Genomic DNA, 14,929 nt, shown 5'->3' with positions numbered 1-14,929 from the left:
CCAAAGATTTCTTTACCTCTTCCGTCCAACTCCTGAGTGACAATAAAAAACAAACATTCACTTGAAACGGGCGTTTTAATTTGGGAAAAAGCACCCCCTGATTTTGGGTTTTCTGGATTGTCTGGAGGTGTTGGAAATGCGGGGCCATATTGTGGCATGCGTTGTCAGGAGTCTCGATAGTTCAAGCGGAACGGCTGAAACAGGATTTGACTCCGGTCGGTGCTGAACGTAAAGGCAATGCTTCCGGCAGCATTCCCGAGTGGACTGGTGGGTTGACCGAGCCGCCCGTCAGCTGGCGCAAGGGCGAGATTGAGGTCGATCCCTTTCCTCAGGATGAGGCGCTGTTCGTGATCACTGCAGACAATATGCATCTTTACAAAGACCGTCTTTCGGACGGCGCGACTAAAATGCTGACCCAGTATGGTCCGGACTTTTTCATGCCGGTTTACCCGACCCGTCGCACTGCCGCGTTTCCCCAGCATGTGTACGACAGGTACTATGAGAATGCCCTGAGTGCAGAAGTGCTGGACAACGGAAATGGTGTGCGCGACACCATTATGACGAGCCCGTTCCCGATACCGGAAAGCGGGCTTGAAGTGATCTGGAACCACATTCTGCGTTATCGCGGTGAAGAGGTGGCGTTCCGCAGCGCGTCCGCGACGCCGCAAATGGACGGCTCTTTCAACCCGGTAGTCAATCATTACGATTATTATTTTGCTTACAGCAAGCGAGACACTGAGCTTGCTGATATTGATAACAAGATTTTTTACCTCAAGACCGATACGATTTCGCCCACTGCGCTGGCGGGCACCATCACGCTTGTTCACGAAACACTTGATCAGGTTCGCTCGCCCCGCCTGGCCTGGCGTTATGATTCGGGCTCCCGGCGCCTGAGGCGTTCTCCGAATCTGACCTACGAGACGGATCTGCCAAACTCTTCGTCCTTGCGCTCGGTTGACCAGAAAGATATGTATAACGGCGCTCCGAATCAGTATGACTGGGTTCTGCAAGGCAAGCGTGAAGTTTTTGTTCCCTATAACGCATACAAGTTACACGACCGGTCGGTTCGGCCTGATGATGTTATTCGTGCAGGCCACATCAACCAGGAACTCACCCGTTATGAGTTGCATCGGGTGTGGGTGGTAGAGGCGAAGCGCCGCACTGGCATCGGGCACATCTACGATCGTCGTGTGTTCTATGTGGATGAAGACAGTTGGCAGATCCTGATGTCCGAGGAGTATGACGACGCCGGGAATTTATGGCGGGTTTCCGAGGCCCATAACATCAGCTATTACAATGAGCCGGTGTTCTGGACTACCATGGAGATGACTTACGACCTGAAGGCGAAGCGCTACTATATTGACGGCCTGGACAACGGTTTTCCAGCCTACGATTTTAACCCCGGATTTCGCGGCAGTGAGTTTACAGCTTCCTCTGCGAGAAGGGCTGCGCGCCGCTGATGGCAAGCATTGGTGTGAGGTGCTGGCAATCGTCGGCACCTCGATCCTGGTCGTTCGTTGTTCATCCCTATTGTGCAAGGAGAAAACGTCATAGCCGACTCTCAAGATACTTCCCGTTCTCAACTTCAGCCCGGTCTGGCAAATTTCGATCAGCTAATGGCCGATCTCGGTCGCGCTCTGGCCGATCAGGACTGGGACGGTCTGGTTAACCTCAATGTCCGGGTAAAGCCTTGCACAGAATCTCTGATAGTCGCACTGGAGGCTGGGCAAGTTGCGCCGGAGCCGGTCCGGACCCGACTTGAAGAATTGCGTCAGTTTTTGGACGCAGCTGGCGAAGGTGCCACTCGAGCCAAGGCACAAGCGGAGCAGGCGCTGAAAGGCGTGAATCGTAACCGTAGCGCTGCCAAGGCGTATCAAAATATTTCAACTCCTTGGTCTAAATAGCGTCATAAAATTGACTCTTTCGGCTTTACCGTCTTAAATACCGCACAAATCCCCAAAGAGATTCTGGTGAATGTCGAAAAATAACAAGGTTCTGGTGCTGAGTGAGGACGAATCGAAGCGCCGGGACATGATGACGATTCTGGAGTTCATTGGCGAGGAGCAGGTTGTTGCAGGTGATGATGCCCTGGCACTCCTCGAATCCGGAGATGAAGAGAGCCTGGCGGATATTTCCGTTGCAGTGGTAAATGGCGGGGATTCGGGTGTCGCAAGGACGATCGAATCGGTGTGCAAGGCGGTTCAGGGTGTTCCTTTCCTGATTGTGGGTAATCCAGAACTCAAAGGCCTTGCGGAGCCGGATGCCGCTCGCATTATTGCGCGCATGGAATGGCCTATGAATTACACCAAGTTTGTGGACTCGCTCTATCGCGCCCAGATTTTTGTGGACCAATTCCGTCGTTCAACAGAGCGTGGACAGCAACGAGGCTTGCAGCTGTTCCGCAGTCTGGTGGGGACAAGTCGCAAAGTTCAGCAAGTTCGTCAGTTGATGGAGCAGGTGGCAGACAAGGACGTGAGCGTTCTGATTACAGGGCCGTCCGGGACTGGCAAAGAAGTTGTTGCGCGCAATCTGCACTACCATTCTTCACGCCGCGACAAGCCGTTTGTGCCCGTCAACTGTGGTGCCATACCTGCAGAGCTGCTGGAGAGTGAACTTTTTGGTCATGAAAAAGGCGCTTTCACAGGTGCGATTACCGCTCGCGTTGGGCGTTTCGAGCTAGCAGAGGGCGGTACGCTGTTCCTGGATGAAATCGGCGATATGCCGCTCAACATGCAGGTAAAAATACTCCGTGTTTTACAGGAGCGCACGTTTGAACGGGTTGGCAGTAACCGCACGATGTCTGCCGATGTTCGTGTGATCGCAGCGACCCATAAGCATCTCGAGGATATGATCGAGACGGGTGATTTCCGGGAAGATCTCTATTACCGGCTGAATGTTTTTCCTATTGAGGTGCCGTCTCTGCGGGACAGGGTTGAGGATATCCCGCTGTTGATCAATGAGCTGATTTCTCGCATGGAGAAGGAGAAGCGCGGTTCTTTACGGATGAATTCGGCGGCGATCATGAGCCTGTGCCGGCACGACTGGCCAGGTAATGTTCGCGAGCTGGCGAATCTGGTGGAGCGGCTGGCGATTATGCATCCTTACTCGGTAATCGGGGTGCAGGAGCTGCCGAAGAAGTTTCGGTATGTGGATGATTTTGATGAGAACCGGCCAGTTGAGGATTCGGGTATGCCGTCTGGTATTCCCGGTTTGGTGGGGCTGGATGCTCCGGCTTTGTTGCCGGTGAACGGGATTGATCTGAAGGATTATTTGTCGAATCTGGAGAAGCAGCTGATCCAGCAGGCTTTGGATGAGGCCGGTGGGGTGGTTGCACGGGCTGCGGAGAAGCTTCGGATTCGGCGGACTACGCTTGTGGAGAAGGTTCGAAAGTATGGGCTTCGGGAGGAGGAGTCGGAGGAGTCCTGATTGACCAAGCCGGGTGGCGGCGCGGTCGTGGGGTAGTCCTTTTCAAAAAGCGTCGCACAACTCGCTTTGCTCAGACAAGCGACACTTTTTGAAAAGGACTACCCCACACCCGCTTGGAAACTGAAGCAATAGCCTCTTCTTTTTTTGTGACAATAAGACGTCAAAGGTTTGTGGCCTTTGGCGTTTTTCTCGTTTTGGGCGACGTAAAACTGTCGTTTGCCTTTCTTTGGCTTTTCTTACCTATTGATATATAGGGAAAAACTCTAGTTGGCACGGAGCTGGCTTGGTGACTTGCAAACGAATCATCCGAAGGGTGTGGTCCGGTGTAACGGGCTAATCGGGAGTCAGGTTATGAGTCAGGCACAGTTTGTCATTCCGTCAGCGGAACATGAGGCGCAGGCTAATGCTGCGGCGGATGCTAACGATAAGGTCAGGGCGCTGTTTCCGCAGCAGGATGATGAGGCGGTGGATTCTGCGTTGGAGATGTTCAACCAGATGTCGCGGCAGATTACCGATTCCTATCGCACTCTGGAGTCTCGTGTTAACCAGTTATCTGGTGAGCTGAGCCAGGAGTCGTTGCAGCGTCAGCAGGAACTGGAGGAGAAGGAGCAGTTGGCTGACCGCCTCTCTACGCTGCTGAAAGCCTTGCCTGCCGGGGTGGTGGTTCTGGATAGCCAGGGTGTGGTGTCTCAGAGCAATCCCGCGGCGATCGCTTTGTTGGGTGAGCCGTTGGACGGAGAACACTGGGTGGATGTGATTCGCCGTTGTTTCTCTCCGCGTCGGGACGATGGTCATGAGGTGTCGCTGAAAGATGGGCGCCGGGTGAGTATTGAAATTCGTACGATGGATAACCAGCCGGGGCAGTTGATTCTGCTCACCGATCTGACTGAAACCCGTCATTTGCAGTCGCAGCTCGCTCATGCCCAGCGGCTTTCTGCCATGGGCAAGATGGTGGCTTCGCTTGCGCACCAGATTCGCACGCCTTTGTCGGCGGCCATTCTTTATGGCGGCCATTTAACTCAGGACGATCTGGATGAGGAGATGCGCCAGCGCTGTGCTTCTCGCCTGATGTCGCGGCTTACGCATCTGGAGCAACAGGTGCGGGATATGCTGATTTTTGCCCGGGGCGAGACCCGTCTGGCGGAGGAGCTGTCTGCCGCAACGCTGGTTTCGGCTCTGGAATCTGCACTGGAGGGGATCAAGCCCGCTGCCGGTTCGGATGTGATGTTGAAAATCGACTTGCCCGAGGAGTGCCGGTTGTTGTGTAACCGGGATGCGCTGGTCGGGGCCTGCACCAATCTTGTGAACAACAGTCTTGAAGCGGGGGCCACTGTTGTTGCCGTTCAGGTTGTATCGGAGGCTGGCGAGCTGTTGATTCGGGTTATGGATAATGGCCCGGGGTTTGGCAAGGCGGAAGCAAGCCGGCTGGCTGAGGCTTTTTACACCACAAAATCTCACGGCACCGGGCTTGGCCTGGCCGTTGTGCAAGCGGTACTCAAGGCTCATCAGGGGCAGTTTTCGATTGAATCGCCGGAGCAAGGTGGCGCTGTTGCGACTCTGCGCCTGCCGCTATTGCGTAATAAAGGCTGATTGGAGGCAACTATGGCCAAGGCCCAGATTCTGATTGTTGAAGATGACCGTGACCTGCGCGAAGCGCTGGTGACCACTTTGGAACTGGCGAAGTTCCGGGTACGTGAAGCATCGAATGCCCATGAAGCGCTGGCGCGTCTGGCAGAAGCACCGGTTGATATGGTGGTCAGCGACGTCAACATGCCCGGCCTCTCCGGTCATGAATTGCTGGGTGAAGTACAGCGCCTTTACCCCGGTTTACCGATGATGCTGATTACAGCCTACGGGCAGATCAGCCACGCGGTTTCTGCCATGCAATCCGGTGCGGTGGATTATCTGGTTAAACCGTTTGAGTCAAAGGTGCTTGTTGACGCCGTTAGCAAGGTTGTGGGCGGTAGCCGTCAGAAATCCGGTGATGAGCCGGTGGCGGAAGACCCGGCCAGCAAGCGGATATTCCAGCTGGCAACCAAAGTGGCTGGCAGTGATTCGACGGTTATGATCTCGGGGGAAAGCGGTACCGGCAAAGAAGTTCTGGCCCGGTATATTCACCAGCAGTCGCCGCGGGCGGATCAGCCGTTTGTCGCCATTAACTGCGCGGCTATCCCGGAGAATATGCTCGAAGCGATTCTGTTTGGCCATGAGAAAGGAGCCTTTACTGGCGCTGTTGCTTCTGCCCCTGGCAAGTTTGAGCAGGCGAATGGCGGGACAATTTTGCTGGATGAGGTTTCGGAAATGGATCCGGCGCTTCAGTCCAAGTTGCTCCGGGTTTTGCAGGAACGGGAAGTGGAGCGGGTAGGTGGTCGTAAAACCATCACCCTGGACGTTCGTGTGGTTGCCACAACCAACCGAAACCTGGCGGACTATGTAAAGGAAGGGCGGTTTCGGGAAGACCTTTATTATCGGCTTAGCGTATTCCCGATGCACTGGCAGCCGCTGCGGGAACGCCCGCTCGATATACTGCCGATGGCGACTTCCTTGCTTAAGAAACACTGCCGCAAGATGAAGCTGACGGGCATCAGTTTTGCAGCAGATGCCCGCAATGCGCTGATGCAGCACAGCTGGCCGGGCAACGTGCGAGAGCTGGACAACGCCATCCAGCGTTCATTGGTTTTGCACCAGGGGAATGTGATTCACTCCGGTGATTTGTGTCTTGAGATTGGCACAAGCGGGCGGTTTGATGGGCATGGTTCGGCACCTGCGCTGGCACAACCGGTTTCCACACTTCCACCTTTGGAGGAAGCGCATGCTCAGCAGCCGGAACAGCCTGTTGCAGTAACTCCAGGCCCCGGGTTTTCTGAAGCTGATCACGTTGCCCCGGAATTGATCGAAGCCGGATCGCTTGGTGATGATCTGCGCCAGCAGGAGTTCCGTATAATCATCCAGACACTCAGGAATGAGCGTGGACGACGCAACCGGGCCGCAGAACACTTGGGTATAAGCCCGAGAACTCTGAGATACAAGCTGGCCCAGATGCGTGACGCCGGGATTGATCTGGATGCAGAGTTGGCCTCGGCCTAAGTTTTTTGCACTTGTTTTTGTAGCACTCAATTTTGTAGCACCCCAATATTAAGGCACCCGCACAGGTGCCTTTTTTTATCGGCAGTTTCCTGCGTGTGCACAGTCACGCAGTTCGCCATATCCGCACAAAGCAATTCATCTTCGTCAAAACTCTGTCAGCAACGATTTCCAATGGTCACTAATAGCGCTTAATCTGTTGTTAAATAATAGAAAAATAATTGTGGCCTGACCATTGCTTAGGCTTAGTCAATACAGATAGCCCAGCAAGCCTGCCCTGTAGGGGCGGTGTCAGGAGAAAGTCATGGTTCAGCGTGCCGACATCAACAGCGTTCTGTCCGATATCCGTTCACTGCGTTCGCAAATGAATCAGAATCAGCGCGTTGAACAGGACCAATCGGTGCGTGGCCGTATTGACGGCCCGCGCCAGGTTGACCAGACCCGGGAAACATCGAATTTTGGCGATATGCTCGGTAAGGCTGTCAACAGTGTCAACGAAGTTCAACAACACGCCGGTGAACTGCGGACGGCATACGATATGGGCGATCCGAATGTAGACATCACCCGTGTGATGATCGCTGCCCAGAAGTCTTCTGTGTCTTTCGAGGCTTTGACCCAAGTGCGTAACCGCGTGGTCAGGGCTTACGAAGACATCATGAACATGCCGATCTGATAACGGAGCACAGACATGGCCAGCGTTCCCGCAGAAACTACCTCGAACATGCCTGCCGCCCAGGGTGGCGACGGCTCCGACAGCAACAGCGATCTGTTTCTGGGCTTTAACCGGCTGAACCTTTTGCGCCAGGTTGGCCTGATGGTGGGTCTCGCTGCCAGCGTTGCGTTGGGTGTTGCGGTTGTGCTCTGGGCCCAGGAGCCAAATTACCAACCCGTGGTGGGGGATTTGTCAGCTTACAACCCTCAGGACGTGACCACGATTCTTGACAGCAACGGCATCGATTACAAAATGGATACGCGCACCGGCGCTCTGCTGGTGCCTTCCGATCAGGTCTACAATGCGCGGCTCAAGCTGGCTGCAGAAGGCGTAACGGATCAGAAAACAATGGGCTACGAGCTTCTGGATCAGGATCGTGGTTTAGGTACATCCCAGTTCATGGAAACCGTGAGCTATCGCCGGGGCCTTGAGGGCGAGTTGGCGCGCACCATCAGTAGCATGCGTGGTGTGCGCGGTGCACGGGTTCATCTGGCCATTCCCGAGCGTTCCGTGTTTGTGCGGGATGCCCGTAATCCTACCGCCTCGGTTTTTCTCGAAGTCTTTGCAGGACGCCGTCCCGAGCAGGAGCAGATCGCCGCGATTGTGAATCTGGTCGCCGGCAGCATTCCCATGATGAACAAGGATCATGTCACCGTTGTTGATCAGAACGGCAACCTGCTGACTGGAAAAGAAAGCCAGGGCGATGGCGAGCGCATGCAGGACCAGTATGAATACACCTCGCGGCTGGAAGAGCGGCTCACACGCCGTGTTTCTTCCCTCGTCGCCCCGATTGTTGGCGAAGGCCGGTACCGGGCCGAAGTTTCTGCAGATCTCGATTTCTCGTCGGTCGAGCAGGCCGAGGAGCTGTTCAACCCTGAACAGCAGGCGGTTCGCAGTGAGCGTGACCTGACCGAACAGCGTGTTGCCGGCTTTAACGGGGGTATTCCGGGGGCCTTATCTAACCAGCCTCCCGGCAATGCCACAGTGCCGGAGCAGGCCGGTGCAAACGCGGCGGAGGTGGATGGTGCAGCGCCGGCTGCACCGCCGGTAAATGTGCGCAAGGAATCCACTCGCAATTACGAAATGGATCGCACGGTCAGCTATACTCGGCAGGAGCTGGGGCGCGTAAGGCGGGTAACCGTTGCACTTGCCGTTGACGACATGAAGGTGGTCAGCCCGGACACCGGTGCGGTAACGTATGAACCCTGGCCGGAGCAGGAATTACAGCGCCTGAGCATGCTGGTGCGGGATGCGGTAGGCTACTCGGCCGCCCGCGGCGACAGCGTAACCGTTATGAATACAGCGTTTGCGCCGGAAGAGACCTTCGAGTTTGAAGCGCCCGGATTCTGGGAGCAACCCTGGTTTTGGGATCTTATGAAGCAGGTATTGGCCGGACTGGTTGTTCTGGTGCTGGTTCTTGGCCTGTTGCGCCCGACGCTTAAAAGCCTATCCGGTGGTGGTCGACGTGAGCGCGGGGATGATTTTGGCTCGGGTTACGGCGGCTACGATGATGCTGGCGGTAACGATGCCTTGCGTCATGCCATGTCTTCTCAGGACGACCTGCTTTTGCCGGGCGCTACAGACAGCTATGATAGGCAACTGAATGCTCTTAAAGGCCTCATTGCCGAAGACCCTGCACGGGTTTCTCAGGTGATGCGCCAGTGGGTGAATGTTGATGACTGACCAATCCAGACCGTTGGTTGATGATGCGCCCCAGAAGCATCAGCGTAAAATTCCAAGGGTAGAGCAGGCTGCGATCCTGCTGATGTCTCTGGGCGAGACGGATGCTGCCGAAGTGCTCAAGCATATGGGCCCGAAAGAGGTGCAGCGGGTTGGTGTTGCCATGGCCCAGATGCGGGACGTCTCCAAAGACGACGTATCCTACGTGCTGAATCAGTTTGTGGAGGCGGTGGGCGGCCAAACCGGGTTGGGCGTGGGCAACGATGACTATATCCGCGCCATGCTTACCCAGGCTCTTGGTGACGACAAGGCCGCGAGCCTGATCGACCGCATCCTCATTGGAGGCAATACCACCGGGCTGGACACGCTCAAGTGGATGGAGCCGAGAGCCGTCGGCGACATCATCCGTTACGAGCACCCGCAAATTCAAGCCATTGTTATCTCTTATCTGGATCCTGATCAGGCCGCCGAGATTCTTGCCACGCTGGATGAGAAAGTGCGCCTCGATGTCATGATGCGGGTTGCCTCGCTGGAAAGTATTCAGCCCCAGGCTTTGCAGGAGTTGAACGACATTCTTGAAAAACAGTTCTCTGGCGGCTCATCGGCCAAGACCAGCCGCATAGGTGGTATAAAGCGCGCTGCGGACATCATGAACTTTATGGATCGTAGTATTGAAGGCAATCTGCTGGATTCCATCAAGGATATGGATCCGGATCTTGCCACGAACATCGAAGACCTTATGTTTGTCTTTGATAACCTTAAGGATATTGATGATCGGGGCGTTCAGGCGCTGCTGCGTGAGGTATCTTCTGAAGTGCTGGTAGTCGCCCTGAAGGGCGCTGATGATGCGGTTCAGGAAAAGATCTTCAAGAACATGTCCAAGCGCGCCGCCGAGTTGCTGCAGGATGACCTGGAGGTCAAAGGCCCGGTGAAGGTCAGTGATGTGGAATCTGCCCAGAAAGGCATTATTACCATTGCCCGTCGCATGGCCGAAGCGGGAGAAATCACGCTGGGCGGTGCCGGTGAAGAAATGATGTGATGAAAGACTCCTCGAAAGATTTCTCCAAGGCGCTCTCTAAAGAACTCCCCAGAGACACCAGCCGCATTCCCAAGGAGCAGTTAACGGCCTATGAGCGCTGGGAGCTCCCGTTGCTGGATGCCAGTGGCAATGAGGTCGCCCGAGAGGAGGAACTGAATGTCAAACCCCTGACGGCAGGTGACCTTGCCGAGATTCGCCAGGCGGCGCGAGAAGACGGCCTTACCGAAGGTCGGGAACAGGGTTTGCAGGATGGCCTCGCTGAAGGTTTTGAGAAGGGCCACAAGGAAGGTCTGGAAACCGGCCTGGCTGAGGGAAGAGAGCGTGGGCAGATTGAAGGCTATGACGAAAGCCGGGCGGAAGTAACTGCCAGCCTGGATCGCCTTGAACCGATGCTGGGCGAGCTTTTGTTGCCCATCCGAAAGCACCAGGACGAGCTTGAAACCTCGCTGCTCAATCTCACCATGGTTCTTGCCCGGGCCGTTGTTTACCGTGAGCTGACGATCGATTCCTCACACATACGGCAGGTGGTGCGCCGTGCGCTGGAGGCTTTACCTTCAACGGTGGACAATGTTCGGATTCATGTGCATCCAGACGACTACAACGCCGTTCGTGAAGTGGCTGAACGATTTGATGCGGCGGCCTCCGTTGTGGAAGATAGCAACATATTGCCTGGCGGTTGTCGGGTTGAAACCCGCAACAGCCTCGTCGATTTTACCGTAGAAAAGCGTTTTCAACGCGCGGTTCAGAGTATGCTCGAGCAGCAGACAGATGACAGTGAAAGCAGTGAGCCTGAAGAGCTGAACGCGTTGATGGACGACCTGACGGATTTCCAGCGTGATGTATTGAGTTCACCGGAGAAAGCTTCGGACGAAGAGGCCCTTGGCGAAGACCTCCTGCTCAGAGACAGCTCTTCCGAAGACAGCTCGGATAACCCAGTCGAAGGTAAGCGTGATGACATCCTCCCTGGCTGATCGCCTGGACCGATACCAGTCTTATCTTCGTGCAGATCCCGAACCGGAGCTGTCAGGACGCCTGACCAGGATGGTAGGGCTGACGCTTGAGTGCGTCGGCTGCCCCATGGTGGTGGGTGATCGTTGTGTGATTAAAGGCCAGGGCACGGGCGTCGTTGAGGCTGAAGTTGTAGGGTTTGAGGATGACAAGGTCTACCTCATGCCGCTGACCGCTATCGAAGGCCTTAAGCCGGGAGCCATGGTGGTTCCGCTATCTGCGGCCAGCAAAGTCCCGGTGGGCCCTCTTATGCTGGGTCGTGTGGTGGATGGCAGCGGTGAACCTCTGGATGGCAAAGGCCCCCTTCAGGCTGAAGCCCGGGTTCCGCTTACCGGCGAAATTATAAACCCGCTAAACCGGGCGCCGGTGAGGCAGTCCATGGATGTGGGGATCCGGGCTATCAATGCTTTGCTGACCGTGGGGCAGGGTCAGCGTTTGGGCCTGTTTGCCGGCAGTGGCGTCGGCAAAAGTGTGCTGCTGGGCATGATGACCCGGTTCACCGATGCTGATGTGATCGTGGTTGGGCTGATTGGCGAACGGGGCCGTGAGGTCAAGGAATTTATAGAAGACATTCTGGGAGAAGAGGGGTTGGCCAGATCGGTTGTGGTTGCCGCTCCAGCGGATGACTCACCGCTCATGCGTTTGCGCGCAGCCATGCTAACCACCCGAATTGCCGAATATTACAGAGACAAAGGCAAACGCGTTCTTCTGTTGATGGATTCGCTTACAAGATACGCTCAGGCCCAGCGTGAAATTGCGCTGGCGGTTGGTGAGCCTCCGGCCACGAAAGGTTACCCGCCCTCCGTATTCGCCAAGCTTCCGCAACTGGTTGAGCGTACAGGTAACGGTTTGCCCGGAGGCGGTTCGATCACAGCGTTCTATACCGTGCTGACCGAAGGCGACGATCAACAGGATCCCATCGCGGACGCGGCCAGGGCGATTCTTGATGGGCATATTGTGCTCTCGCGTCGGCTTGCGGAAGAAGGGCATTATCCGGCCATCGACGTTGAAGCCTCCATCAGCCGGGTAATGCCGCAAGTGACAAACACAGAGCATTTCTCTCGATCCCAGCGCTTCAAACAGGTTTATTCACGCTATCAGCAGGCCCGGGATCTGATCAGTGTGGGCGCCTATCTGAAGGGCTCCGACCCTGAAACCGATTTTGCCATTACCCATATCGCAAATATGCGGCAGTTCCTGCAGCAGGGTCTGAACGAGCGTGCCTCGCTGGCCGAGAGTATCGAGGGGCTGCTTACCGTAGTGCCCGAACGACGCTCACCGGAACGTCGGAAATCTGCCGTTCCTGATCCCGCTGCCGTCAATGCAAGTAGAGGTGCTGGTTGATGTTGCGCTCTCAGCGCCTTACCGTCGTGCTCGCTCTGGAAGAGCGCAAGGAACAGGCAGCGCTGGAGCAGATGGGCAAAGCCCGGGAAGTGATGGAACAACACAAGGGCCAGGTAGACAACCTCAACCGCTACCAGCAGGAATACCGCGATCAGATTCGCAACAGCCAACACGGTGTTGTGCAGGTTAGTCGTTTGCAGGCATGGCAGGCATTTATTGCGCAGCTTGATCAGGTTATCTTGCAGCAACAAAAACAGCTGGCTCAGGCCGAGGCAGTTTTTGAGACTCGCCGAAGGGAGTGGCAGCAAGCCTGGGAACGCCGGCGGGGCATGGAGAAATACATCGAGACCTGTCGCAAGCAAGAGCAAAGCGCACAGGATGTACAGGAACAAAAGCTGTCTGATGAGGCCGCAGGCCGGGCTTTTGCGCGTCGTCGTCGCTGATCCTTGCCTTGAATTAATCGCAATCCCGAGCAAACTGACCGCGCTGAGCTATTCTAGTAGGAACACAGGTCACTTCACCATGGGGGCAGTGTGTTTCAGTGAATACCACGGGAGGTTTCGCGGATGCCAATCCAGACCCGCCGCAGTCAGGACGGTCAGACTCAGATCATCAAAATAGAAGGGCGCTTTGACTTCAGCACCCATCAAGCCTTTCGCGATGCCTACGAGCATGGCGGCAAGGACATCTGTCGCTACGTTGTGGATTTGTCCGACGCAACGTATCTCGACAGCTCAGCGCTGGGCATGCTGCTTTTGCTCAGGGACCATGCCGGGGGTGACAATGCCAGTATTGTCATTGAGAACTGCAACAACGATGTCCGCAAGATTCTGACTATTTCCAATTTCGAGCAGCTGTTCACCATTCGGTGAGTGCTCAGGCCGCCGGGACATTCCATGGATGAGTCCGCCGCATACAGTGATCCCCTGAAAATCCTCATTGCCGATGACAGTGACAGCGACCGGCTAATCCTGAAAACCTTGCTGAAACGCCTTGGCCATCAGGTGCTGGATGCTGCAAATGGCCAGGAGGCTGTGGCACTTTTTCGATCGGGCGCGCCGGATATTGTTCTTCTGGATGCATTGATGCCTGCAATGGACGGTATGGAGGCAGCACGGGAGATCAAACGGCTTGCGGGTGAGCGTCTGGTGCCGCTGATTTTCATTACCTCTTTGTCGGACGCGGAAGATCTGGCGCGGTGCCTTGAAGCAGGCGGTGACGGATTTCTCAGCAAGCCCTATAACCGGGTGATGATCAAAGCCAAGGTCAATGCCTTTAACCGGATGCGATTGATGCATCAGGCGCTGTCAGACCAGAGAGATCTGATGCATGAGCGCAACCGGCAACTGCTGGAGGAACAGCATGTGGCGCGGCGGGTCTTTGATAACGTTGCACACACCGGGTGCCTGGATGCGCCCAATATTCGTTATCACGCTTCTCCTTTATCGGTTTTCAGTGGGGATGTGCTGTTTGCCTCACCCCGCCCTGCGGGCGGGATGCTTGTTTTTACAGGCGATTTTACCGGCCACGGATTGCCGGCAGCCATTGGTGCCATGCCGGTTGCGGAAACCTTTTACGGCATGGCCAGCAAAGGTTTTGATGGGTCTGATATTCTTCGGGAGATCAATCAGAAACTCGGGCGCATACTGCCAAAAGATATGTTCTGCTGTGGTGCGATGGTTGAGGCAGACTTCGCGCAAAATCAGTTGAGGATATGGAATGGTGGCTTGCCTGACGGTTGGCTGGTGCGCTCATCTACAGCCCGTTATCGCCTGCCGTCCCGGTATTTGCCGCTGGGTATCCTGAGCGCGGATCAGTTTAACGCTGAAATGGAGACCATCAGAACCCTGCCCGGCGACCGGCTGCTACTGATGACCGACGGTGTGCTTGAGTGCGGCAATGAAAAAGGCCAGCTTTTCGGTGAGCAAGGCGTGCGGCGCTCTCTCGAGGGTCTGGGCTCTGCGCGGCATCCGTTTGATACTCTTATGACGGGAATTCGACGGTTCACCGGGCGCCAGAAGTTCGGTGACGACCTCACGCTCTGCTGTCTGGAAATGGTTGATGAGGCAGGGCTTGCGACTCTGACAGAAGGGGCTGCGCCTTCCACTCTGGCTGGGCCAACAGAGTGGAAGTGTGTATACGAAATCCAAGGGAGTACACTAGGGGAATTCAGCCCACTGCCGTTGATGCTTCACATCTGCATGGAAGTGCCGGGGCTAAGGCGAAAAAGTGGCGAAATTTATACCCTGCTCTCAGAGCTGTACAGTAACGCACTGGAGCATGGTGTTCTGGAGCTTCCATCTGATTGGAAATATACACCTGATGGTTTTGGCCGGTACTATTCGGAGCGTGCTACGCGCCTTGGCAAGGTGAGTGGCCACTACATACGGTTCAGTTTTCATCACGAACCTACGCAGTGGGGTGGGCGCTTGGGAATTGTTTGCGAAGACAGCGGGCAAGGGTTTGATTTCCAAAACCATGCAGTTCTGCAAACCACAGAGATGGCGCAGAGCGGCCCCCGCTATGCGGGTCGTGGGCTGATTCTGCTAAAGCGGTTGGCAGAGTTCATCAGGTTCCATGAACAGGGGAACCGGGTGGAAATTGCTTATGATTGGTATTTTTAGTTAGTGATTGCA

The 14,929-nt window shown here is 55.5% G+C and carries 13 protein-coding genes; all 13 read left to right on the top strand.

From position 1 onward, the window contains the following. Positions 1-206 precede the first annotated feature (206 nt). On the top strand, positions 207-1,460 hold the full coding sequence (locus ACN0V1_RS11965) for a DUF1329 domain-containing protein (protein WP_417545216.1): 1,254 nt from the start codon (positions 207-209) through the stop codon (positions 1,458-1,460). A 156-nt stretch (positions 1,461-1,616) separates the two neighbouring features. Next, entirely contained in the window at positions 1,617-1,904 is a 288-nt protein-coding gene (locus tag ACN0V1_RS11960; RefSeq protein WP_417545215.1) for an SOS cell division inhibitor, read from the top strand. A gap of 70 nt (positions 1,905-1,974) precedes the next feature. Next, positions 1,975-3,426: a sigma-54 dependent transcriptional regulator gene (locus tag ACN0V1_RS11955; RefSeq protein ID WP_417545214.1), complete on the top strand. Its 1,452-nt coding sequence runs from the start codon at positions 1,975-1,977 to the stop codon at positions 3,424-3,426. Positions 3,427-3,777: 351 nt separating this feature from the next. Continuing rightward, positions 3,778-5,016 (top strand): sensor histidine kinase, encoded by a 1,239-nt coding sequence (locus ACN0V1_RS11950; RefSeq protein WP_417545213.1) that lies wholly within the window; start codon positions 3,778-3,780, stop codon positions 5,014-5,016. Between the two features lie 12 nt (positions 5,017-5,028). Beyond that, positions 5,029-6,513: a sigma-54-dependent transcriptional regulator gene (locus tag ACN0V1_RS11945; RefSeq protein ID WP_417545212.1), complete on the top strand. Its 1,485-nt coding sequence runs from the start codon at positions 5,029-5,031 to the stop codon at positions 6,511-6,513. Positions 6,514-6,814: 301 nt separating this feature from the next. Beyond that, on the top strand, positions 6,815-7,183 hold the full coding sequence (gene fliE / locus ACN0V1_RS11940) for a flagellar hook-basal body complex protein FliE (protein ID WP_417545211.1): 369 nt from the start codon (positions 6,815-6,817) through the stop codon (positions 7,181-7,183). A gap of 15 nt (positions 7,184-7,198) precedes the next feature. Continuing rightward, the gene (gene fliF, locus ACN0V1_RS11935) at positions 7,199-8,905 is read left to right on the top strand and encodes a flagellar basal-body MS-ring/collar protein FliF (protein ID WP_417545210.1); all 1,707 of its coding nucleotides are present in this window, start codon (positions 7,199-7,201) and stop codon (positions 8,903-8,905) included. Further along, positions 8,898-9,941: a flagellar motor switch protein FliG gene (gene fliG / locus ACN0V1_RS11930; RefSeq protein ID WP_417545209.1), complete on the top strand. Its 1,044-nt coding sequence runs from the start codon at positions 8,898-8,900 to the stop codon at positions 9,939-9,941. The genes fliF and fliG overlap by 8 nt, the downstream gene beginning before the upstream one ends. After that, positions 9,941-10,912 (top strand): flagellar assembly protein FliH, encoded by a 972-nt coding sequence (locus ACN0V1_RS11925; RefSeq protein ID WP_417545208.1) that lies wholly within the window; start codon positions 9,941-9,943, stop codon positions 10,910-10,912. Before fliG ends, ACN0V1_RS11925 begins: the two co-directional genes overlap by 1 nt. Continuing rightward, entirely contained in the window at positions 10,893-12,293 is a 1,401-nt protein-coding gene (gene fliI, locus ACN0V1_RS11920; RefSeq protein ID WP_417545207.1) for a flagellar protein export ATPase FliI, read from the top strand. The genes ACN0V1_RS11925 and fliI overlap by 20 nt, the downstream gene beginning before the upstream one ends. After that, complete coding sequence (gene fliJ / locus ACN0V1_RS11915) at positions 12,293-12,736, top strand: flagellar export protein FliJ (protein ID WP_417545206.1); 444 nt, start codon at positions 12,293-12,295, stop codon at positions 12,734-12,736. The genes fliI and fliJ overlap by 1 nt, the downstream gene beginning before the upstream one ends. A 123-nt stretch (positions 12,737-12,859) precedes the next feature. Beyond that, complete coding sequence (locus ACN0V1_RS11910; RefSeq protein ID WP_417545205.1) at positions 12,860-13,165, top strand: STAS domain-containing protein; 306 nt, start codon at positions 12,860-12,862, stop codon at positions 13,163-13,165. 24 nt (positions 13,166-13,189) lie between these two features. Next, positions 13,190-14,917: a SpoIIE family protein phosphatase gene (locus ACN0V1_RS11905; protein ID WP_417545204.1), complete on the top strand. Its 1,728-nt coding sequence runs from the start codon at positions 13,190-13,192 to the stop codon at positions 14,915-14,917. Positions 14,918-14,929 lie beyond the last annotated feature (12 nt).

The organism is Marinobacter sp. (assembly GCF_048266785.1).
Lineage (GTDB): Bacteria > Pseudomonadota > Gammaproteobacteria > Pseudomonadales > Oleiphilaceae > Marinobacter.
This window is presented reverse-complemented; position numbering and strand designations above follow the sequence as displayed.